Annotated in this window: 21 protein-coding genes; 15 read left to right on the top strand and 6 right to left on the bottom strand. The window is 66.9% G+C overall.

Annotation, left to right across the window (positions count from 1 at the left end; genetic code table 11):
• Positions 1–41 precede the first annotated feature (41 nt).
• From PTT45_RS09685 to PTT45_RS09675, 3 genes are all read right to left on the bottom strand, one after another.
• Positions 42–1691, bottom strand: coding sequence for an acyl-CoA dehydrogenase family protein (locus tag PTT45_RS09685; protein ID WP_273812979.1), 1650 nt, complete (start codon positions 1689–1691; stop codon positions 42–44).
• A 1-nt stretch (position 1692) separates the two neighbouring features.
• On the bottom strand, positions 1693–2328 hold the full coding sequence (locus PTT45_RS09680) for a TetR/AcrR family transcriptional regulator (RefSeq protein WP_273812978.1): 636 nt from the start codon (positions 2326–2328) through the stop codon (positions 1693–1695).
• A gap of 104 nt (positions 2329–2432) precedes the next feature.
• The gene (locus tag PTT45_RS09675; protein WP_273812976.1) at positions 2433–4817 is read right to left on the bottom strand and encodes a hybrid sensor histidine kinase/response regulator; all 2385 of its coding nucleotides are present in this window, start codon (positions 4815–4817) and stop codon (positions 2433–2435) included.
• Between the two features lie 188 nt (positions 4818–5005).
• Between PTT45_RS09675 and PTT45_RS09670 the strand changes: the two genes are divergently transcribed.
• From PTT45_RS09670 to PTT45_RS09650, 5 genes are all read left to right on the top strand, one after another.
• Positions 5006–5803: a hydroxymethylpyrimidine/phosphomethylpyrimidine kinase gene (locus PTT45_RS09670; RefSeq protein WP_273812975.1), complete on the top strand. Its 798-nt coding sequence runs from the start codon at positions 5006–5008 to the stop codon at positions 5801–5803.
• Positions 5804–5825: 22 nt separating this feature from the next.
• Complete coding sequence (gene thiE, locus PTT45_RS09665; RefSeq protein ID WP_273813016.1) at positions 5826–6449, top strand: thiamine phosphate synthase; 624 nt, start codon at positions 5826–5828, stop codon at positions 6447–6449.
• A gap of 15 nt (positions 6450–6464) precedes the next feature.
• Complete coding sequence (gene hemL, locus PTT45_RS09660) at positions 6465–7748, top strand: glutamate-1-semialdehyde 2,1-aminomutase (RefSeq protein ID WP_273812974.1); 1284 nt, start codon at positions 6465–6467, stop codon at positions 7746–7748.
• A complete protein-coding gene (locus PTT45_RS09655; protein ID WP_273812972.1) occupies positions 7748–8377 on the top strand; it encodes a hypothetical protein in 630 nt (209 codons plus the stop codon). The genes hemL and PTT45_RS09655 overlap by 1 nt, the downstream gene beginning before the upstream one ends.
• A gap of 92 nt (positions 8378–8469) precedes the next feature.
• Positions 8470–9078 carry a tetratricopeptide repeat protein gene (locus PTT45_RS09650; protein ID WP_443218168.1) on the top strand — a complete coding sequence of 203 codons (609 nt, stop codon included), beginning with the start codon at positions 8470–8472 and terminating at the stop codon, positions 9076–9078.
• A gap of 3 nt (positions 9079–9081) precedes the next feature.
• Here PTT45_RS09650 and PTT45_RS09645 read toward each other — a convergent pair whose 3' ends face one another.
• The gene (locus PTT45_RS09645) at positions 9082–9405 is read right to left on the bottom strand and encodes a DUF1820 family protein (protein WP_273812970.1); all 324 of its coding nucleotides are present in this window, start codon (positions 9403–9405) and stop codon (positions 9082–9084) included.
• A 132-nt stretch (positions 9406–9537) separates the two neighbouring features.
• Between PTT45_RS09645 and miaB the strand changes: the two genes are divergently transcribed.
• The 5 genes from miaB to lnt all read left to right on the top strand — a co-directional run bounded on the left by miaB (position 9538) and on the right by lnt (position 14929).
• Entirely contained in the window at positions 9538–10866 is a 1329-nt protein-coding gene (miaB, locus tag PTT45_RS09640; protein WP_273812968.1) for a tRNA (N6-isopentenyl adenosine(37)-C2)-methylthiotransferase MiaB, read from the top strand.
• Positions 10867–10963: 97 nt separating this feature from the next.
• Complete coding sequence (locus PTT45_RS09635; RefSeq protein WP_273812965.1) at positions 10964–11953, top strand: PhoH family protein; 990 nt, start codon at positions 10964–10966, stop codon at positions 11951–11953.
• Positions 11946–12407, top strand: a complete 462-nt coding sequence (gene ybeY / locus PTT45_RS09630) for an rRNA maturation RNase YbeY (RefSeq protein WP_273812964.1) — start codon at positions 11946–11948, stop codon at positions 12405–12407. The genes PTT45_RS09635 and ybeY overlap by 8 nt, the downstream gene beginning before the upstream one ends.
• Positions 12408–12434: 27 nt before the next feature.
• Complete coding sequence (locus PTT45_RS09625; protein ID WP_273812963.1) at positions 12435–13271, top strand: HlyC/CorC family transporter; 837 nt, start codon at positions 12435–12437, stop codon at positions 13269–13271.
• A 119-nt stretch (positions 13272–13390) separates the two neighbouring features.
• Entirely contained in the window at positions 13391–14929 is a 1539-nt protein-coding gene (lnt, locus tag PTT45_RS09620) for an apolipoprotein N-acyltransferase (RefSeq protein WP_273812962.1), read from the top strand.
• A 15-nt stretch (positions 14930–14944) separates the two neighbouring features.
• Here lnt and PTT45_RS09615 read toward each other — a convergent pair whose 3' ends face one another.
• Positions 14945–15712 (bottom strand): YdcF family protein, encoded by a 768-nt coding sequence (locus PTT45_RS09615; protein WP_273812961.1) that lies wholly within the window; start codon positions 15710–15712, stop codon positions 14945–14947.
• 24 nt (positions 15713–15736) lie between these two features.
• Positions 15737–16186 carry a hypothetical protein gene (locus PTT45_RS09610; protein WP_273812960.1) on the bottom strand — a complete coding sequence of 150 codons (450 nt, stop codon included), beginning with the start codon at positions 16184–16186 and terminating at the stop codon, positions 15737–15739.
• Positions 16187–16379: 193 nt separating this feature from the next.
• Between PTT45_RS09610 and leuS the strand changes: the two genes are divergently transcribed.
• The 5 genes from leuS (at position 16380) to PTT45_RS09585 (ending at position 22382) form a co-directional block, all read left to right on the top strand.
• Entirely contained in the window at positions 16380–18992 is a 2613-nt protein-coding gene (gene leuS / locus PTT45_RS09605; RefSeq protein WP_273812959.1) for a leucine--tRNA ligase, read from the top strand.
• Between the two features lie 60 nt (positions 18993–19052).
• Positions 19053–19664, top strand: a complete 612-nt coding sequence (locus PTT45_RS09600) for an LPS-assembly lipoprotein LptE (protein ID WP_273812958.1) — start codon at positions 19053–19055, stop codon at positions 19662–19664.
• 54 nt (positions 19665–19718) lie between these two features.
• Complete coding sequence (gene holA / locus PTT45_RS09595; RefSeq protein ID WP_273812956.1) at positions 19719–20753, top strand: DNA polymerase III subunit delta; 1035 nt, start codon at positions 19719–19721, stop codon at positions 20751–20753.
• A 75-nt stretch (positions 20754–20828) separates the two neighbouring features.
• Entirely contained in the window at positions 20829–20996 is a 168-nt protein-coding gene (arfA, locus tag PTT45_RS09590; RefSeq protein ID WP_273812955.1) for an alternative ribosome rescue factor ArfA, read from the top strand.
• Positions 20997–21092: 96 nt separating this feature from the next.
• Complete coding sequence (locus PTT45_RS09585) at positions 21093–22382, top strand: lytic murein transglycosylase (RefSeq protein ID WP_273812954.1); 1290 nt, start codon at positions 21093–21095, stop codon at positions 22380–22382.
• The last annotated feature ends 23 nt before the right edge of the window (positions 22383–22405 follow it).

Raw genomic sequence — 22405 nt, 5'->3', positions numbered from 1 at the left:
TCGGGACGCCCGCGACCGGATGGCCGCGGGACATTGCACGGTCAGACCAGGTGCGGCGTGCTGCGCGCCACCAGCGCCTCGACATCGGCGCCGCGCGGCAGGGTGCCGTAGACGCGACCACCGCTGTCCAGGCGGCTGGCGATAAAGGCATCGCTCACCGTGGCGTTGCCGGCTTCCAGCAGCAGCTTGGCCTGCAGGGCCACAGCCACGTCCTCGGTCAGCTGGCGGGCGCGGTACTGGATGTCGGCGGCGTCGCGGAAGTCCGCCTGCAGCTGCTGGATATGCGCCTTCAGGCGCGCATCGCCATGGCCGTCGCCCAGCTCGGCGAACAGCGCGTCGAGCACCCCGGCCTCCTTGGACAGGGCGCGCAGCACATCCAGGCACTGCACGTTGCCCGAGCCTTCCCAGATCGAGTTGACCGGCGCCTCGCGGTACAGCCGCGGCAGGATGGTTTCCTCGACATAACCGGCGCCGCCCATGCACTCCTGCGCCTCGTTGATCATTGCCGGGGCACGCTTGCAGATCCAGTACTTGCCGATGGCGGTGACCAGGCGGGCGAACTTGTCCTCCTGCTCGTCGTGCGGGTTGTCCAGGGCCTTGCCCATGCGCAAGGTCAGGGCCAGGGCAGCCTCGCTCTCCAGTGCCAGGTCGGCCAGCACGTTCTGCATCAGCGGCTGCTCGGCCAGCACGCGGCCACCGACCTTGCGGTGCGCACAGTGGTGGGCGGCCTGGGTCAGGGCCTGACGCATCAGGCTGCTGGAGCCGATCATGCAGTCGAAGCGGGTCAGCGAGACCATCTCGATGATGGTCGGCACGCCACGGCCTTCTTCGCCAACCATCCAGGCCAGGGCGCCGCGGTACTCCACCTCGCTGGAGGCGTTGGCCCAGTTGCCGAGCTTGTTCTTCAGGCGCTGGATGTAGAACTGGTTGCGCGTGCCGTCCGGGCGATGGCGCGGCAGCAGGAAGCAGGACAGGCCCTTGTCGGTGTGGGCCAGGGTGAGGAAGGCGTCGCACATCGGCGCCGAGCAGAACCACTTGTGGCCGACCAGCTCGTAGGCCTCGCCGGGGCCGCCGAGACCCACCGGGTAGGCGCGGGTGGTGTTGGCGCGCACGTCGGTGCCGCCCTGCTTCTCGGTCATGGCCATGCCGATGGTGACGCCGGCCTTCTGCTCGATGCCGACGTTGCGCGGGTCGTACTCGGTGGCGAGGATCTTCGGCACCCAGATCTCGGCCAGGTTGGGCTGCAGGCGCAGCGCCGGCACGGCGGCGTAGGTCATGGTCAGCGGGCAGGCGTTACCCGCCTCGGCCTGGTTGTGCATGTAGTTGAGCGCGGCGCGGGCCACCTGGGCGCCCTCGCGCGGGTCGGTCCAGGGCAGCGACGGAATGCCGTGCTCGATGGCCGTGCGCATCAGCTCGTGATAGGCCGGGTGGAACTCGACCAGATCAACGCGGTTGCCATAACGGTCATGGCTCTTGAACACCGGCTTGTTCTCGTTGGCCAGGAAGCCGGCCTGCATCAGCGCGCCGCCGGCCAGGGCGCCGTAGCTGTTGAGACGGTCTTCGGCCCAGCCGCCGCCGAAGCGCCGGGTCCATTCCTGCAGCGGCAGGTCGAGGCGGTACAGATTGGCGCCGTCCAGCGACGGCACCTGGTTGAACACTTCGTGGGTTTCGGCGAATTGCTGCAAGGACATATCAGGACTCCGAAGCGCCGACGGCGCGCAGGCAGAAGGTGATCAGGGTTTGGCTGACGGTGGCCAGGTCCGGCGCCGCCAAGCCAGCATCGCGGGCCGCGCGGGCGGGTGGAGAAAGCGGGCCGACCAGGGCCTCGGCGATGGCGCCGACCAGGCAGGCAGCGATCAGATTGACCTGCGGCACGCGGAACTCGCCGCCACGCACGCCCTCCTCCAGCAGGTCGACGAACAGCTCGGCATAAGCCTCGCGGAACAGCAGGCGCTGCTCGTCCACCTCCGGGTCCACCGGCTCGGCGATCAGGGCGAAGGCCAGGCGCCGGCTGTGCCAGGCGCGCGCGGCGAACTGCTCAAGGCCGGCGGACAGGCGCTGGGAGGCGCTGCCGGGGCCACCGAGAATCTCGGCGAGGGCGTCGACCTCGATGCGGCAGGCGCCGCTGAACACCTCGGCGGCCAGCTCACCCTTGCCGCTGAAGTGGCGGTACAGGCTGCCGGTGGCGATGCCGGCATCCTCGGCGAGGGCCTGCATGGTCAGGTTGGCGAAGCCGCCATCGACGACCCTGGCGAGGGCGCAGGCGAGGATACGATCGCGCAACTCCTGGGCGCGATCGAGGCGTGCGGCGGTGGTGCGATAGGCCATGAGCTGAATCCGTGTTCATGAATTCAGCTCAGTGAATCACGATTCACTTCTTGGCGAAAATGACGTTTCGGCCAAAAATCGGCCGGATCAATGACAAAACGACATCAGGCGTCGCTGCTGCGACACAGCACCCAGTCGTGCAGCAGGGTCTGCAGCTCGAGGAACTTCACCGGCTTGGCCAGGTAGTCGCTCATGCCAGCAGCCAGGCAACGCTCGCGGTCACCGCTGTGGCTGTGGGCGGTGATGGCCAGTACCGGCGTCTCGGCACAGCCCGGCAGCTGGCGCAGCGCACGGCAGGTGGCGAAGCCGTCCATCACCGGCATCTGGCAGTCCAGCAGCACGGCGTCGATCGGCTCGTTGCGCAGCACTTCCAGGGCCTCGGCGCCGTTGTCGGCGGTGCGCACGCGGTAGCCGAGCTTGAGCAGCATGCCTCGGGTCACCAGCTGGTTGATCGCGTTGTCCTCGACGATCAGCACGGTGCACTGCTCGGCGTGGCGGCGCGGAGCACCACCGCTGCGCCGGGTGGCGGGGGCGACGCTCGGGTGCTGCACCGGCAGGTCGAGCGCCAGGCTGATCGCGAAGGCGCTGCCGCGCCCCGGCTGTGACTGGTGCTGTAGGCTGCCGCCGAGCAGGTCCACCAGTTGCCGGCAGATCGCCAGGCCGATGCCCAGACCGCCGTATTGGCGAGTCATGGAACCGTCCAGCTGGCGGAAACGCTGGTACAGCTTGCCGCCCTCGGGGGTCACGAAGCCGATGCCGCTGTCCTGCACCTCCAGGCGCAGCGGCATGCTGCCCGCCAGCGGCCCGGCGGCGGCCACGCGCAGCACCACACCGCCCTGGTGGGTGAACTTGATGGCGTTGTCCAACAGATAGCCCATGGCCTGGGCCAGCTTGGCCGCGTCGCCTTCCAGGGTATCGGGCAGACTATCTTCCAGTTCGACGCGGAAGCTCAGGCCCTTGTCCGCGGCACGCCCGCCGTACTGGGCGCGCAGGCTGTCGACCAGGCCGCGCAGGCTGAATGGCTCGCGGCGCGGGTAGAGCTTGCCGGCCTGCAGTTCGGTGAGCGAGAGGATGTCGTTGACCATGCGCATCATGTCGCGCGCCGAACTGGCGGCGGTGCGCTGGTACTGCTCCAGCTCGACATCCATCTTCACCGTCTGCATCAGCTCCAGCGAACCGATCACCCCGTTCATTGGCGTGCGCAGCTCGTGGGTGACGGTGGCGAGGAATTCGTCCTTGAGCCGGTTGCTGTCGGCCAGCTCGGAGTTGAGCACCTCCAGCTCGCGCCCGGCCTGCTGCAGGATGCGCGTGCGCTCCTCCTTCATGGCGTTGATGCGGTCGGCCAGGGCCAGCGACAGCAGACCCACCTCCAGCGCCGAGCCGAACTGGCTGGCGTACATGGTCAGGTAGGTATAAGGCAGGAAGCCCAGCACCATCAGGGTGTTGATCACCCCACCGGCGAGGAAGGCGGTCCAGGCGATGATGAAGTAGCGCGCCACGCGCATGCCGCGCAGCCAGGCCAGTATGCCGGCGGCGAAGATCACCACGGTGAAGGCCAGGGCCAGGTAGGTGGCCAGGCGCAGGGCGGTGGCGTAGCTGGTAGTCAGCGCCAGCACCATCACCAGCGCGCCAGTGGCCATCAGCAGGCGCAGCAGGCGGTCGACCCACAGGCTGTGCTCCACGGTGTGCAGGAAGCTGCGCGCGAACTGGCAGCCGAACAGCGCCGCCGCGCCGATCAGGAACGGCGTGGAGGCGTTGGCCCACCAGGGGCTGTCCGGCCAGAAATACTGGATACCGGCACCGTTCACGGAGATCTGGTACAGGCCGAAGGAAGCGATGTAGAGGATGTAGTAGAGATAGCTGGTGTCGCGCACGGCGACGAAGATGAACAGGTTGTAGATCAGCATCACCAACAGGATGCCGTAGATCACCCCGAGGGTATAAATGCGCGCCGGCTGCGCCTCGATGAAGGCGTCCGGCGCCCACAGGCCCAGCGGCATCTGCATCGAACCCTGGCTCTGCGCGCGCAGGTAGACGCGCTGCGGCTGCCCCGGCGTCAGCTCGAGGTCGAACAGGTAGTTGTTCTGCTTGATCTGCCGGCTAGAGAAGGGCAACGAGTCGCCGGTGCGCACCGCCAGGCGATAACCGCCGGCGCCGTCCGGCAGGTACAGGTCCAGCTTGTCGAGCGGCGGATAGGCCAATTCCAGCAGCCAGTGCTTGGCCGCCGCGTTGCTCGATTGATAGTCCAGGTCGACGCGCAGCCAGAACACCGAGCGCGAGTAACCGGCGTTGAGTACCGGCTTGCCATTGATGCGGAAGCTGCCATCCAGCGCCGCCGAGCTGACCTGCTCGATGGTCGCATCGCCGCGCACGTCCTCGAACACCTGCATTTGCGGGCCGAGCGTGAGGTAGCGGGTCTGCTCGTCGAAGGTGACGGCGTGCGCCAGCCCGCCCACGACGAACAGCATCAGGAATAGAAAGACACGCATGCAGCCCCGCATAGATTCGCGTGCAGCCGTCCGGGAGCCCTCTTCTCCTCTGGGGACGGCACACAGAATCCTTCTGATTGGTATGAGCGGCACTCTAGCACAGGGCCAGTACGGAGGAATCCGTCTATCCGGCCAAGTTGTATACATCGATTGGGCCACTTCGCCGCCAGGTGGTAAGCTCGCCGGCCATGAACAGACACAACTCCCGTCCCGTCGTCCTCTGCCTGTCCGGCCACGACCCATCTGGTGGTGCCGGCCTGCAGGCGGACATCGAAGCCCTGCTCGCCCAGGGCTGCCATGCCGCTCCGGCGGTTACCGCGCTGACCGTGCAGGACACGGTCGACGTCTCCGACTTCCGCGTGCTGGATCGCGCCTGGGTCCTGGCCCAGGTCGACGCCATCATCACCGACCTGCCGGTAGCCGCCGTCAAGCTGGGCATGCTCGGCTCGGTGGAGATGGTCGATACCGTGGTCGAGATCATGCAGCGCCTGCCTGGCGTGCCGCTGGTCTGCGACCCGGTGCTGCGCGCCGGCGGCGGCGGTTCGCTGGGCAAGGAGGATGTCGGCTACGCCATGCGCGAGCGCCTGCTGCCGATCGCCGCCGTGGCCACACCGAACCTGCCCGAGGCGCGCATCCTCGCCGAACTGCCGGAAGGCACGGCGGACGAGTGTGCGGCCAAGCTCGCACCCTTCTGCCAGCACCTGCTGATCACCGGCGGCCACGGCGACGAGGCCGAGGTACACAACCGCCTGTACGTCCGCGACGGGCAGAGCCACACCTATACCTGCGCGCGACTGCCGGGCAGCTACCACGGCTCCGGCTGCACCCTGGCCAGCACCCTGGCCGGGCGCCTGGCCCTCGGCGAGGACACCGTCAGCGCCGTGCGCTCAGCGCTGGATTACACCTGGCGCACCCTGCGCGATGCCGAACAGCCCGGCCGCGGCCAGTACGTACCGCGCCGCCTGCCGCTGGATTTCTCACTATGAAGAGCTGCTCGTGAGCGCTGCACTGCGCGGCCTGTATGCCATCACCGACAGCCAGCTGCTGGAAGGCGGCAAGCTGCTGCCATACGTGGAAGCGGCGCTGAAGGGCGGCGCACGTCTGCTGCAGTACCGCGACAAGTCCGACGACCAGGCCCGCCGCCTGCGCGAAGCCTCGCAGCTGGCCGAGCTGTGTGCCCGCCACGGCGCCAGCCTGCTGATCAATGACGACGCCGAACTGGCCGCCCGCCTTGGCGTCGGCGTGCATCTGGGCCAGGGCGATGGCTCGCTGGCCGCCGCCCGCGCCCTGCTCGGTCGCCAGGCGATCATCGGCGCCACCTGCCATGCCAGCCTGGAGCTGGCCGAACAGGCCGCCCGCGAAGGCGCCAGCTACATCGCCTTCGGCCGCTTCTTCACTTCGCAGACCAAGCCCGGCGCGCCGAGCGCCACGCCGGAGCTGCTGGAGCAGGCCAGCGGCCGCTTCAACCTGCCGATCACCGCCATCGGCGGCGTCAGCCTGGAAAACGGCGCCGAGCTGATCGCCCGCGGCGCCGACCTGCTGGCCGTGATCCACGCCCTGTTCTCCGCGCCCTCCGCCGCCGAGGTGGAGGCCCGCGCCCGCGCCTTCAGCGCGCTGTTCGCCAATTCCTGATTTAGAGAGACCGCCATGTCCCGTTCCGAAGTCCTGTTCGCCAACGCCCAGAAACACATTCCCGGCGGCGTCAACTCGCCGGTGCGCGCCTTCCGCAGCGTCGGCGGCACCCCGCTGTTCTTCAAGCATGCCGAAGGCGCCTATGTGATCGACGAGGATGACAAGCGCTACGTCGACTACGTCGGCTCCTGGGGCCCGATGATTCTCGGCCACGCCCACCCGCAGGTGCTGGACGCGGTGCGCAAGCAGCTCGAACACGGCCTGTCCTATGGCGCACCGACCGCACTGGAAGTGGAGATGGCCGAGCTGGTCTGCTCCATCGTGCCGTCCATGGAGCTGGTACGCATGGTCAGCTCCGGCACCGAGGCGACCATGAGCGCCATTCGCCTGGCCCGTGGCCACACCGGCCGCGACGCGATCATCAAGTTCGAGGGCTGCTACCACGGCCACTCCGACAGCCTGCTGGTCAAGGCCGGCTCCGGCCTGCTGACCCAGGGGGTACCGAGCTCGGCCGGCGTGCCGGCGGACTTCGCCAAGCACACCCTGACGCTGCCCTATAACGACCTGGCTGCCGTCGAGAAGACCCTGGCCGAAGTCGGCAAGACCGTGGCCTGCATCATCGTCGAGCCGGTGGCCGGCAACATGAACTGCGTACCGCCGGCGCCGGGCTTCCTCGAAGGCCTGCGCGAGCAGTGCGACAAGCACGGCGTGGTGCTGATCTTCGACGAGGTGATGACCGGCTTCCGCGTCGCCCTCGGCGGCGCCCAGGCCCACTACGGTGTGGTGCCGGACCTGTCGACCTTCGGCAAGATCGTCGGCGGCGGCATGCCGGTCGGCTGCTTCGGCGGCAAGCGCGCGATCATGGAGTGCATCGCCCCGCTCGGCCCGGTCTACCAGGCCGGCACCCTGTCCGGTAACCCGCTGGCCATGGCCGCCGGCCTGACCACCCTCAGACTGATCAGCCGCCCGGGCTTCCACGCAGAACTGTCCGAGTTCACCAGCCGCATGCTGGCAGGCCTGCAGGAGCGCGCCGATGCCGCCGGCATCCCCTTCGTCACCACCCAGGCAGGCGCCATGTTCGGCCTGTACTTCAGTGGCGCCGACGACATCGTCACCTTCAATGACGTGATGGCCAGCGACGCGGCGCGCTTCAACAAGTTCTTCCACCTGATGCTGGAAGGCGGCGTGTACCTGGCCCCGAGCGCCTTCGAGGCCGGCTTCACCTCCATCGCCCATGGCGACAAGGAGCTGGAAATCACCTTCGCCGCCGCCGAGCGCGCCTTCGCCAGGCTCAAGTGATGCAGTACAGCACCGCACTCAGTGATGGAGTTCTGGCCCTGGCCTGTCTGGCCAGCCTGCTCTGGCTGCGCCCGGCCTTCACCGGCCAGCCGGTGCTGCGCGCCCTGCTGCTGGGCTTCGGTCTGACCGCCACGGCGGCGCTGTGCGGCGCGGTGCGTTACGGCCTGGACCCGAGCTGGATCGACAAGCACCGTTCCTTCACCCAGCTCAGCGCCGCCCTCGGCCTGCCGCTGCTGGGCCTGGCTGCATTCGCGCTATCTCGCGGCCTGACCTGGGCCCGCTCGATCTGGACCGTATGGCTACTGGTGCTGGTCGGCCTGTTCATCGGCGCGCGCGTGCTGGGGATGGATCAGCACTATCGCCTGGCCCTCAGCCTGGTGACGCTGCTGCTGATCCTCTACGCCGGTCTGAGCCGCTGGCCGCAGCTGCGCCCGGGCCTGCAGGCCATCGGCGTGGTGGGTCTGTTCCTGGTCGCCGGCCTGGTCGTGGGCACCGAAGGCTTTATCGGTCCGTTACTCCGGGTCGACCTGTTCCATGCCCTGCTGACCCCGGCCTATCCGCTGCTGGCCTGGCTGCTGCTGACACTGCGCATGCCGGCTCGCGAGGAAATCCCGGTAAAGACTTTGTAAGGACGCACCGGCTTATCACATAATGTGATGGCCGGCGCATTCAGCCGGCTGGGCATGAGGCCCGATCCGTTCCGCGAGGCGTTCCGATTTCCATGAACCGCACCGGCCGCAACCTGTTCTTCGGTTGCCTGTTGCTCGCTTCTCCCCTGCTGGCCCACGCAGGCGACAACTCGTTGCTGGTGCCGGCCGAAGGCCGCTGCTCGCTGAATCTGGCTCCCGAGGACCTGCCCCAGGCCGTGAGCGCCTGCCAGGGTCTGGCCCAACAGGGCGACTCCCAGGCCCAGTACGAACTCGGCGAATTCTTCTACGACGGCCAGCGCGCACCGCGCGACCTGCCCCAGGCCCTGCACTGGTTCGAACAGGCTTCGCTGCAAGGCAACGCCCAGGCCCAGCTACGCCTGGGCAACATGTTCTCCCAGGGCGAAGGCGTACAGGCCAACAACGTGCAGGCCTACATCGTACTGAAGATGGCGGCGGTGAATGGCTCGGACGAGGCCATGGACAGCGCCGACCAGGTGGCCGAGCGCATGGGGCGGGAGGAATTGCAGGTCGCCAGCCAGGTGCTCGGGCAGATTTTCCGCAGTTACCTGCTGGAGCTGCAGAACATCGACACCAGCCCTTCCGGCTCTGGCTACAACCCGACGCCGGGCCTGCCGGGCTCCGGCATCAGCCCGCAGGTGCCGGCCTTCGCGCCCAACTGAGGCTTACTTCTCCGGCATCGGCATGGGGAACGGCATCACGTTGCCGCCACCCTTGGCCTCGCTGATCTTCGGCGTCCCCAGGCGCTCCACCTCGTCGATGCGCACGATCGAGTGCATCGGCACGAAGCTGCGCACCACGCCCTCGAACTGCGCCTTGAGCTTCTCTTCGCTGGGGTCGACGACCATCTGCGTGCGCTCGCCGAAGACGAACTCCTCGACCTCCAGGAAGCCCCACAGATCGCTCTGGTAGATCTGCTTGGCGTACATCTCGTACACCTGGCCCTGGTTGAGGAAAATCACCTTGTAGATGGGTTCGCGCTTGCTCATGGATAGGAGAATAGAGGACGGCTGAAATTCGGGGGCGCGATGTTAGCACAGCCTCCGGACCGGCAAGCCTAGGAAGCATGCGCCTTGCTCCCTATAATGCGCGGTCCGATTCAGAACCACCGACGCACGCAGATGGCCAAGAAGCTTTATATCGAGACCCACGGTTGCCAGATGAACGAGTACGACAGCTCGCGCATGGTCGACCTGCTGGGTGAACACCAGGCCCTTGAAGTCACGGAGAACCCGGCGGAAGCCGACGTGATCCTGCTCAATACCTGCTCGATTCGCGAAAAAGCTCAGGAAAAGGTGTTCTCCAAGCTGGGCATGTGGCGCGAGCTGAAACTGGAGAACCCGAATCTGGTGATAGGCGTTGGCGGCTGCGTGGCCAGCCAGGAAGGCGCCGCCATCCGCGATCGCGCGCCCTATGTCGACGTGGTGTTCGGCCCGCAGACCCTGCACCGTCTGCCGGAAATGATCGACGCCGCGCGCAACACCAAGCAGGCGCAGATCGACATCAGCTTCCCCGAGATCGAGAAGTTCGACCGCCTGCCCGAGCCGCGCGTCGACGGCCCCAGCGCCTTCGTCTCGGTGATGGAAGGCTGCAGCAAGTACTGCACCTTCTGCGTGGTGCCCTACACCCGCGGCGAAGAGGTCAGCCGCCCGCTCGGCGACGTGCTGCTGGAGATCACCCAGCTGGCCGAGAAAGGCGTCAAGGAAGTCACCCTGCTCGGGCAGAACGTCAACGGCTTCCGTGGCGCGACCCCGGACGGTGACATCGCCGACTTCGCCGACCTGCTCTACGCGGTGGCGACCATCGACGGCATCGAGCGCATCCGCTACACCACCAGCCACCCGCTAGAGTTCTCCGATGCCATCATCCAGGCCCACGCCGATATCCCGCAGCTGGTGAAATTCATCCACCTGCCGGTGCAATCCGGCTCGGACCGCGTGCTGGCGGCGATGAAGCGCAACCACACGGCACTGGAATACAAGTCGCGCATCCGCAAGCTGAAGGCGGCGGTGCCGGACATCTGCATCAGCTCGGACTTCATCATCGGCTTCCCCGGCGAGACCGAGAAGGACTTCGAGCAGACCATGAAGCTGGTCGAGGATGTCGGCTTCGACTTCTCCTTCTCCTTCATCTACAGCTCGCGCCCGGGCACTCCAGCAGCGGATCTGGTCGACGACACCCCGGACGAGGTGAAGAAGCAGCGCCTGCTGATTCTCAACAGCCGCCTCAACCAGCAGGGCTTCGAGATCAGCCGACGGATGGTCGGCACCGTCCAACGCATCCTCGTCAGCGACTACGCCAAGCGCGACCCGGGCCAACTGCAGGGCCGCACCGAGAACAACCGCGTGGTCAACTTCCACTGCGACAACCCGAGCCTGATCGGCCAGTTCGTCGACGTGGAAATCTACGAGGCACTGCCCAACTCCCTGCGCGGCACCCTTATCGACTAACGGCTAGCCCATTGCCGGGCGCCCGAACTTTCACCCTCGGGCGCCTGGGGTTATCCTTCGACCATCACTCCCGCCGCACAGCGGCAACCGGACACCATTGAACGCTCCCATAGAACCGCATCGCTTCACCCTCGAACCCTACGAAGCACGCCGCTTCGCCAACCTCTGCGGACAATTCGACGAGCACCTGCGCCTGATCGAACAACGCCTGTCCATCGAGATCCGCAACCGCGGCAACCAGTTCGAGCTGGTCGGCCCGAGCAAGCACACCCAGTCCGCCGAGAACCTGCTGCGCCGCCTGTACCGTGAGACCAAGAGCGCCGAACTGTCGCCGGAGATGGTCCACCTGTACCTGCAGGAGTCCGGCCTGGAAGCGCTGGACAGCGGCAAGGCCGACGCCGGCGTGACTCTGCGCACCAAGAAGGGCGCGATCAAACCACGCGGTGCCAACCAGCAGCGCTACGTCAAGGCCATCCTCGACAACGACATCAACTTCGGCATCGGCCCGGCCGGTACCGGTAAGACCTACCTGGCCGTGGCCTGTGCGGTGGACGCGCTGGAGCGCGAGCAGGTACGACGCATCCTCCTGGTGCGCCCGGCGGTCGAGGCCGGCGAGAAGCTGGGCTTCCTGCCCGGCGACCTCGCGCAGAAGATCGACCCGTACCTGCGCCCGCTCTACGACGCGCTGTACGAGATGCTCGGCTTCGAAACCGTGGCCAAGCTGATCGAGAAGCAGGTGATCGAGATCGCCCCGCTGGCCTACATGCGCGGTCGTACCCTTAACAACAGCTTCATCATCCTCGACGAGAGTCAGAACACCACTCTCGAGCAGATGAAGATGTTCCTTACCCGTATCGGTTTCGGCTCCACCGCCGTGATCACCGGCGACGTCACCCAGGTCGACCTGCCACGCGGCACCAAGTCCGGCCTGGCCCACGTGATGAACGTGCTGCAGGACGTACCGGGCATCAGCTTCACCCACTTCAAGCCCAAGGACGTGGTCCGCCACCCACTGGTGCAGCGCATCGTCGAAGCCTACGAGCGCTTCGAAGAGCAACAGGAAGGCAAAGGCCACAGCAATGCTTGAACTGGACCTGCAGAACGCCTCCAGCGCCACCGATCTGCCCGGCGAGGAACAGCTGCGCCGCTGGTGCGAGCTCGCCCTGCGCCAGCGCACCGCCGACTCGGAAATGACCATCCGCCTGGTCGACGAAGCAGAAGGCCGCGAGCTGAACCACACCTGGAGACACAAGGACTACGCCACCAACGTGCTGTCCTTCCCGGCCGACGTGCCGGATGAACTCCTCGATATCCCATTGCTCGGCGACCTGGTGATCTGCGTACCAGTGGTCGAGCGCGAGGCCCGTGAACAGGGCAAGACCAGCGAGGCCCACTGGGCGCACCTGGTCATCCACGGCTGCCTGCACCTGCTCGGCTACGACCACATCGACGACGATGAAGCCGAGGAGATGGAAGCGCTGGAACGGGAATTGCTGGCTGAACTGGGTCATCCCGACCCTTACGCCGCCGACGAAGAATAACTGCCAGAGAAGGCCCCGAGACTCACCATGAGCGAAGATCGATCGAGCAACGAGCAGAAGTCCTGGTTCAACAAGCTGACCCAGGCTTTTGCTCATGAGCCGAGAAACCGCCAGGAACTGCTGGAAGTCCTGCGCGATGCACACCAGAACAAGCTGCTCGACAGCGAAGCCCTGACCATCGTCGAGGGCGCCATCCAGGTCGCCGACCTGCAGGTACGCGACATCATGGTGCCGCGCTCGCAGATGATCAGCATCAAGGCCAGCCAGAGCCCGGCCGAATTCCTCCCGGCCATCGTCGACTCCGCGCACTCGCGCTACCCGGTGATCGGCGAGAGCCTTGACGAGGTCATCGGCATCCTCCTGGCCAAGGACCTGCTGCCGCTGATCATCAACGGCGACAAGCCGTTCGACATCAAGCAGCTGCTGCGCCCGGCCACTTTCGTGCCGGAGTCCAAGCGCCTCAACGTGCTGCTGCGCGAGTTCCGCGCCAACCACAACCACATGGCCGTGGTCATCGACGAGTACGGCGGCGTCGCCGGGCTGGTGACCATCGAGGACGTGCTGGAGCAGATCGTCGGCGACATCGAGGACGAGCATGACGTCGAGGAGGACAGCTACATCAAGCCGCTGCCGTCCGGCGACTTCCTGATCAAGGCGCTGACCCCGATCGAGAACTTCAACGAAGCCTTCGACACCGAGTTCCCCGACAGCGAGTTCGATACCGTCGGCGGCCTGGTGATGAACGCCTTCGGCCATCTGCCCAAGCGCAACGAAGTAACCGAGATCGGCGAGTACCGCTTCCGCGTGCTCAACGCCGACAGCCGCCGGGTACATCTGCTGCGCTTGACCCCGCTGGAGCGCTAGACCTCGGGGCGCACGCGCCCTGCGGTTATCCGCCGATACAGGGTGCGCGTTGCGCACCCTACCCCGCCTCCCGCCCTTCCAGTACCCTTGCCCGCCTGATTCCCGATCAAGGACGCATGATGCGCTGGATCACCCAACCCGGCTGGCCGGGCAACCTGCTGGCCCTCGCCGGCGGCGCCTGCACCACCCTGGCCCTGGCTCCCTTCGATATCTGGCCGCTGGCCCTGCTGGCCATCGCCATCTTCTACCTCGGCCTGCGCGAGCTGAACCCGCGCCAGGCGCTGCTGCGCGGCTGGTGCTACGGCCTCGGCCTGTTCCTCGCCGGCACCAGCTGGATCTACGTCAGCATCCACGACTACGGCGCCGCCTCGCCGGCCCTGGCCGGCTTCCTCACCTTCGGTTTCTGCGCCGGCATCGCCCTGTTCTTCGCCCTGCCCGCCTGGCTCTGGGCACGCTGGCTGCGCCGCAATGATGCACCGGTGACCGACGCCCTCGCGTTCGCCGCCCTGTGGCTGGCCCAGGAGGCCTTCCGCGGCTGGTTCCTCACCGGCTTCCCCTGGCTGTACGCCGGCTACAGCCAGCTGCACGGTCCGCTGGCCGGCCTGGCGCCGCTCGGCGGCATGTGGCTGCTCTCCCTGACCCTGGCGCTGTCCGCCGCGCTGCTGGTCAACCTGCCGCGCCTGCTCAAGAGCAAGGTACAACTGGCCGCCGGCGTGGCTCTGCTGCTGGCGCCCTGGCTCGCCGGCCTGGCACTCAAGGACCACGCCTGGACCGCCAGCAAGGGCGAGCCGTTCAAGGTCGCGGCACTGCAGGGCAACGTCGAGCAGAACATGAAGTGGGATCCGAAGCAGCTGGATGCTCAGCTGGCCCTGTACCGCGACATGACCCTGACCAGCCAGCCGGCCGACCTGATCGTCTGGCCGGAAACCGCCGTGCCGGTACTCAAGGAATTCGCCGAGGGCTACCTGAAGGTGATGGGCCGCGTCGCCGCCGACCGCGACGCCGCGCTGATCACCGGCGTACCGCTGCGCCAGATCAACCAGCACGGCGAGAAGCGCTACTACAACGCGATCACCGTCACCGGCTGGGGCGAAGGCACCTACCTGAAACAGAAGCTGGTGCCATTCGGCGAGTACGTGCCGCTGCAGGACCTTCTGCGCGGGCTGATCGCCTTCTTCGACCTGCCGATGTCCGACTTCGCCCGCGGCCCGGCCGACCAGGCCCTGCTGCAGGCCAAGGGCCTGAAGATCGCGCCCTTCATCTGCTATGAGGTCGTGTATCCGGAATTCGCCGCCGGCCTGGCCGCGCAGAGCGACCTGCTGCTGACGGTGAGCAACGACACCTGGTTCGGCACCTCCATCGGCCCGCTGCAGCACCTGCAGATGGCGCAGATGCGCGCCCTGGAAGCCGGGCGCTGGATGATCCGCGCCACCAACAACGGCGTCACCGCACTGATCGACCCGCAAGGCCGCATCAGCGTGCAGATCCCGCAGTTCCAGCAAGCCATCCTCTATGGCGAAGTGCAGCCGATGCAGGGGCTGACGCCCTACCTGCAATGGCGCGCCTGGCCACTGGTCGTGCTGTGCGTCGCACTCCTGGCCTGGGCCTTCCTCGCCCGCCGCCGTCAGGCGCGCGGTGCCGCCCTGCAAGCCGCCTGACCTCAGGCGGCGCGTCTAGCGATAGAACAGCGGGTAAACCAGTAGGCCGAACGCCTCGTTGAGCAAGCGGGTGTTCTGCCAGAGGGCCTTGCCCGCCGGCAGCCAGCCGCCCAACGGGCGCTCATTGGCCACACCGAGGAAGCCCAGCGGCGCCACCACTACCTCCAGCCCGGCGCGCTCGAAACACCAGCGCGCACGCGGCATGTGCGCCGCCTGGGTCACCAGCACCACGCGACGGATACCTTCGGCCTTGAGCATTTCAGCGCTGAACTGGGCGTTCTCCCAGGTATTGCGGCTGCGCGCCTCCTGCCAGCGGGTCGCCACGCCGAAGTCGCGCTGCAGCGACTCGGCCATCAGTGCCGCCTCGCTGGGCGGCTGGCCATAATGCAGGCCGCCGCTGATCAGGATGGGCAACTGCGAAGCTCGTTGCAGGCGCGCCGCGTAGCGCAGGCGCTCGATAGCCGTGACGCTGGGCTGGTCGCTGCCCCAGGCCGGATCGGCCTCCTCGCGACCCGAACCGAGCACCACCAGCACCTCGGCACGCTCGCCCAGCCGCGACCACTCGGCCTCGGCCAGCGCCGGCTCGCGCTCGATCAGCCGCGAGGCCCACTCCACCACCACGGGCAGGCTGAGCAGCCACAGCCCGCCCAAGCCAAAAGTCATGCACAGCGCCGCCAAGCGCGGCCGCCCCGCCCAGGCCCACAGCAGCCAGGCCAGCAGGATCAGCAGCATCAGGCCGCCAGGGGGAAGGATCAGTTGTTTGAGGATGAAGCGCAGTTCCATGGGCACCTCCAGTGCCCGCGGAGACTAGCGCGCCTGGCCCGCCCGGAACAGCTTGGAGCCGCAGGCACTGCAGGGTTGCACACCTTCGCCACGCTGAATCTGCGCCACGGCACCGCACAGTGCGCAGCACAGTTGCCGGCGCTTCTTGAGCATCGCCTTGCCACGCGGCACAGGCTTGTTCACCACACGCGACGGCAGCTTGCCGGCGGGCTTGCTCGCAGGGGCCGGCAGCTGCTCGATCACCGCCAGTTCCTCGGCGGCGGCGTGCCAGCCGCGCAGCCAGTGCAGGTCACGATCCAGATAGGCGCGGATCAGCTCCAGCTCGGCCGGGGTCAGGCCACGCAGTTCCAGTTCATCCGGGGGGGTATCGTGCAGATTGGTTGCGGTGTCTGCTTCCTGCAAGGCCAGCGCGAGGCGCTGCAGCAGCCGTTCATACAGCCCGCCTCCCGCTTCCGCACGTCGCAACTCAGACATCCATCACCTCGACCGGGCGCCTACCTGCGCGCCTCTATCTGCAAAGCTTAGCGCCGCACTGCAGCGAGGCCGGGCGCCGCGACAAACGGCGGCGCAGCGGGCGACGAGGCGTAATCAGGGTTTCCCTGAATCGAGGGGGGTCATGTATGCTACGGCGTTTCTCGCAAGCCCCCATTTCTAGCGCCGAAAGCCCATGCACGAACAGTATTCGCCCCGTGAAATCGAAGCCGCCGCCCAATCCCAGTGGGATGAGCAGAAATCCTTTGTCGTGAGTGAACAGCCGGGCAAGGACACCTTCTATTGCCTGTCCATGTTCCCCTACCCGAGCGGCAAGCTGCACATGGGCCACGTGCGCAACTACACCATCGGTGACGTGATCGCCCGCTACCAGCGCATGCAGGGCAAGAACGTGCTGCAGCCGATGGGTTGGGATGCCTTCGGCATGCCGGCCGAGAACGCGGCGATGAAGAACAACGTCGCCCCGGCCAAGTGGACCTACGAGAACATCGCCTACATGAAGTCCCAGCTGAAATCGCTGGGCCTGGCCATCGACTGGACCCGCGAAGTCACCACCTGCAAGCCGGACTACTACCGCTGGGAACAGTGGCTGTTCACCCAGCTGTTCGCCAAGGGCGTGATCTACCGCAAGAACGGTACCGTCAACTGGGACCCGGTGGACCAGACCGTATTGGCCAACGAGCAGGTCATCGACGGCCGCGGCTGGCGCTCCGGCGCCCTGGTCGAGAAGCGCGAAATTCCGATGTACTACTTCCGCATCACTGCCTATGCGGAAGAGCTGCTGTCCAGCCTGGACGAGCTGCCGGGCTGGCCCGAGCAGGTCAAGACCATGCAGCGCAACTGGATCGGCAAGAGCTTCGGTGCCGACATCGCCTTCGACTATGACGTCGCCAGCATCGGCATCGAAGGCCAGCTGAAGGTCTACTCGACCCGCCCCGACACCCTGATGGGTGCCACCTACGTTGCCGTGGCCGCCGAGCATCCGCTGGCCCAGCGCGCGGCCGAGAACAACGCCGAACTGCAGGCCTTCATCGCCGAGTGCAAGGCCGGATCGGTTGCCGAGGCCGACATGGCCACCATGGAGAAGAAGGGCGTGGCCACCGGCCAGTTCGTCATCCATCCGCTGACCGGCGACAAGCTGCCGGTGTTCGTCGCCAACTACGTGCTGTGGGGCTATGGCGAAGGCGCCGTGATGGCCGTGCCGGCGCATGACGAGCGCGACTTCGAATTCGCCAACAAGTACAGCCTGCCGATCACCCAGGTCTACGCTGCCGCGGACAAGGCCTACGATGCCGCCCAATGGCAAGCCTGGTATGGCGACAAGGAAGGCCTGGTCACCATCAATTCCGGCAAGTACGACGGCAAGGGCTTCACCGAGGCCTTCGACGCCATCGTCGCCGACCTAGAAGCCAGCGCCCACGGCGCGCGCAAGACCCAGTTCCGCCTGCGCGACTGGGGCATCAGCCGCCAGCGCTACTGGGGCTGCCCGATCCCGATCATCCATTGCCCGAGCTGCGGCGACGTGCCGGTGCCGGAAGACCAGCTGCCGGTCGTGCTGCCGGAAGACGTGGTGCCGGACGGCTCCGGTTCGCCGCTGGCCAAGATGCCCGAGTTCTACGAGTGCAGCTGCCCGAAATGCGGCACCGCGGCCAAGCGCGAAACCGACACCATGGACACCTTCGTCGAGTCCTCCTGGTACTTCGCCCGCTACGCCAGCCCGAACTACGAGGGCGGCATGGTCGACCCGCAGGCCGCCAACCACTGGCTGCCAGTGGACCAGTACATCGGCGGTATCGAGCACGCCATCCTGCACCTGCTGTATGCGCGCTTCTTCCACAAGCTGATGCGCGACGAAGGCCTGGTTTCTTCGAACGAGCCGTTCAAGAACCTGCTGACCCAGGGCATGGTGGTCGCCGAGACCTACTACCGCACCCTGGAAAACGGCGGCAAGGACTGGTTCAACCCGGCCGACGTGGAAGTCGAGCGTGACGCCAAGGCCAAGGTCATCGGCGCCAAGCTGAAGTCCGACGGTCTGCCGGTGGAAATCGGCGGCACCGAGAAGATGTCCAAGTCGAAGAACAACGGCGTGGACCCGCAGGCCATGATCGACGCCTACGGTGCCGACACCTGCCGCCTGTTCATGATGTTCGCCTCGCCGCCCGACATGAGCTGCGAATGGTCCGACGCCGGCATCGAAGGCGCCAACCGCTTCCTGCGCCGCGTCTGGCGCCTGGCCCACAGCCATGTCAGCGCCGGCCTGCCAGGCAGCCTCGACACCAACAGCCTGAACGACGAGCAGAAGGCCGTGCGCCGCGCCATCCACCTGGCCATCAAGCAGGCCAGCAACGATGTCGGCCAGCACCACAAGTTCAACACCGCCATCGCCCAGGTGATGACCCTGATGAACGTGCTGGAGAAAGCCGCGAGCGCAGAAGCACAGGACCGCGCCCTGCTGCAGGAAGGCCTGGAAGCCGTGGCCCTGCTGCTGGCACCGATCACCCCGCACATCTGCCACGAACTGTGGCAGCAGCTGGGCAAGGCCGGCGCCGTCATCGACGCACAGTGGCCGCAGGTCGACGAATCCGCCCTGGTGCAGGACAACCTGACCCTGGTCATCCAGGTCAACGGCAAGCTGCGCGGCCAGATCGAAGTGCCGGCATCGGCCTCCCGCGAGGAAGTCGAGGCCGCCGCCCGCGCCAACGAGAACGTGCTGCGCTTCACCGAGGGCGTGACCATTCGCAAGGTCATCGTCGTGCCGGGCAAGCTGGTCAACATCGTCGCCAACTGAACCGCAGCCAACTGATTCAGCCCGGCGCCCAGGCGCCGGGTCTCTCAAGGGGAAAAAACAATGATGAAACGGAACATGCTGGTCATCGGCCTCGCCGTCCTGCTCAGCGCCTGTGGTTTCCAGCTGCGCGGCACCGGCAGCGCCGAATTCGCCATCAAGGAAATCGACCTGCAGGCACGCAATGCCTACGGCGAAACCTACAAGCAGCTCAAGCAACTGCTGGAAAACAGCGGCGTGAACGTGCACACCGGCGCCCCCTTCCGCCTGTTCCTCGCCAACGAAGTGGAAGACCAGCGCACCGCCAGCGTCACCAGCAGCGCGCGCAGCGCCGAGTATGAGCTGACCACCCGCCTGGACTACGAGATCCGTGGCGAGAAGAACCTGCTGTTGCTGCAGGACAAGCTGGAAGTACAAAGCGTCTACGTCCACGACGAGAACAACCTGATCGGCTCCGGCCAGGAGTCCAATCAGCTGCGCCAGGAAATGCGCCGCGAGCTGATTCAGCAACTGTCCATGCGCCTGCAACTGATGACTCCGGCCCAGCTGGAGCAACTGCAGCAGGAAGCGGAAGCCCGTGCCCAGGCCGAAGCGGAAGCTGCAGCCGCCGCGCGCCGCGCCGAGCAGGAGTCGGCACCGCTGCAATCGCCGATTCAGCTGCCGATCAAGCAGTAAGACGAGAGGGCCGGGCAACCGGCCCTTTTCACAAGCGACTAAGCCCGGCTCTCGATGAAACTGAACCCCGCACAACTCGGCAAGCACCTGCAGGGTGGCCTGGCCCCGGTCTACGTGGTCAGCGGCGACGAACCGCTGCTGTGCCAGGAAGCCGAGGACGCCATCCGCAGCGCCGCGCGCACACAGGGCGTCAGCGAGCGCCAGGTGTTCCATGCCGAGGCCAGTTTCGACTGGGGCCTGCTCTATGAGGCCGGCGCCAGCCTGTCGCTGTTCGCCGAGAAGCGCCTGATCGAGCTGCGCATCGCCAACGGCAAGCCTGGCGACAAGGGCACCGCCGCCATCCTCGAGTACCTGGCGCGCCCGCCGGAAGACACCACACTGCTGATCAGCGTGCCCAAGCTCGACGGCGCGACGCAGAAGACCAAGTGGGCCAAGGCCCTGATCGAAGGGCAGCACAGCCAGTTCCTGCAGATCTGGCCGAACGAAGTCGCCCAGCTGCCCAACTGGATTCGCCAGCGCATGGCCCAGGCCGGCCTGGCCGCCAGCCAGGAGGCGGTCGAGCTGATCGCCGCGCGAGTCGAAGGCAACCTGCTGGCCGCGGCGCAAGAGATCGAGAAGCTCAAGCTGCTCGCCGAAGGCAACCAGATCGACGCCAGCACCGTACAGGCCGCAGTGGCCGACAGCGCCCGCTACGACGTGTTCGGTCTGATCGACGCAGTACTCAACGGCGAGGCCAGCCACGCCCTGCGCATGCTCGAAGGCCTGCGCGGCGAAGGGGTGGAGCCGCTGTTCATCGTCGTCATGCTGGCGCGCGAGCTACGCCAGCTGGCCGGCCTGGCCCTGCAGTTCAGCCAGGGCGTGCCGCTGGAGAAGGCCTTCGCCAGCGCCCGCCCGCCAGTCTGGGACAAGCGCCGCCCGCTGATCAGCAAGGCCCTGCAACGCCATACGGCGGCACGCTGGAACCAGCTGCTGATCGACGCCCAGCGCATCGACGCCCAGGTCAAGGGCCAGGCCGCCGGCGACGCCTGGAGCAGCCTGAGCCGCCTGGCCCTGCTGATGGCCGGCCAGCGCCTGGCACTCAGCGAATAGCCGCTGGACAATTTTCGTACAGCGGCGCATAGTCCGCGCCGCTCGCAATCTCGCGGGTGTACGAGGACCATTCCGATGAGCAAGAAAGCCCCCAAGCGGCCGAACAAGGCCAAGTCCATAGTCGCCCAGCCCCTGTTCCGCAGCCGCCAGGAACAGCCGAAGAAAGGCAAAGGCAGCTACCGCCGCGAAGCCTCCCACTGGGAGGCTTCTTGTTTTATGGCCCCGCCAAAACTCGCCGCCTGAGCACTCCCGCACCATCGCCGAGCCCCCACCAGGGTTCTGAAACCCGCCCGACATGTTAAGGTCGCGGTCTGTTTGGCAAGACCGAGACACCGCACGATGTTCCACCTCTCCGCCAACGGTCGCCTGAGCTGCCTGCTCGCCGGCGCCGCCCTGTTCCTCGGCGCCTGCGCCGAAACCCCGAACCCCACGCCCGAGCTGACCGCCAGCGCCCCCAGCAGCCAGCCACAGCAGACTGCGCCGAGCGCAGCGCAGGCCCAGAGCCAGGTGCAGCCAGCCCAGAGCTTCGAGGAATGGCGCCAGCGCTTCCGCCTCAAGGCCGTGCAGGCGGGCATCTCCCCTGGCCTGTTCGACCAGGCCTTCAGCGGCGTCGCCCCGGACCTGAGCGTGGTCAAGGCCGACGGTGCGCAGCCCGAGTTCACCCGCCCGGTGTGGGAATACCTGGATGGCGCCATTTCGCCGGTGCGCGTACGCAAGGGCCAGGCCCTGCTGAGCGAGCATGCCGCCACCCTGGACGCCATCGAGCAGCGCTATGGCGTCGACCGCGAGACGCTGGTGGCGATCTGGGGCATGGAGAGCAGCTTCGGCCAGTTCATGGGCGAGCAGTCGGTGATCCGCTCGCTGGCCACCCTGGCCTACGAGGGGCGCCGCCCGCAGTTCGCCGAAGACCAGTTGCTGGCGGCCCTGAAGATCCTGCAGAGCGGCGACATCAGCGTCGGCGGCCTGCGCGGCTCCTGGGCCGGCGCTATGGGCCAGACCCAGTTCATCCCCACCACCTACCTGACCCACGCCGTGGACTTCGACGGCGACGGCCGCCGCGACATCTGGAACTCCAGCGCCGACGCCCTCGCCTCGGCCGCCCATTATCTGCAGGCCTCCGGCTGGCAGAAGGGCCGCGCCTGGGGCATCCAGGTGGCGCTGCCCAGTGGCTTCGATTACGCGCTGGCCGACAGCGAGATCCGCAAGACCTACACCCAGTGGTACGAACTCGGGGTGAAAGGCACGCCGACCAATGTCGACCCGAACGATGCCGGCTACCTGCTGCTGCCGGCCGGCCACCGCGGCCCGGCCTTCCTGGTGTTCCGCAACTTCGGCGCCATCCTGCGTTACAACAACTCCTCGTCCTACGCCCTGGCTGTCGGCCTGCTCGGCAAGCGCCTGGATGGCGGCGGGCCGCTGCTGGCCAGCTGGCCGAAGGACGAGCGCCCACTGGGCCGCAGCGAGCGCATCGAACTGCAGGAGAACCTGGCCGCCAGGGGCTACAACCCGGGCCCGGCCGACGGCATCATCGGCGCCAACACCCGTCGCGCCATCCGCGCCTTCCAGCAAAGCCTGAGCCTGCCGGCCGACGGCTACCCGACCCCGCTACTGCTGCAACAGCTTCGCTGAGCAAAGGCTGCTGGTCGTCGGAG

The organism is Pseudomonas sp. Gutcm_11s (assembly GCF_028649395.1).
Lineage (GTDB): Bacteria > Pseudomonadota > Gammaproteobacteria > Pseudomonadales > Pseudomonadaceae > Aquipseudomonas.
Note: the sequence above shows the minus strand (reverse complement) of the source record. Positions and strands in the feature narration are given on the sequence as shown.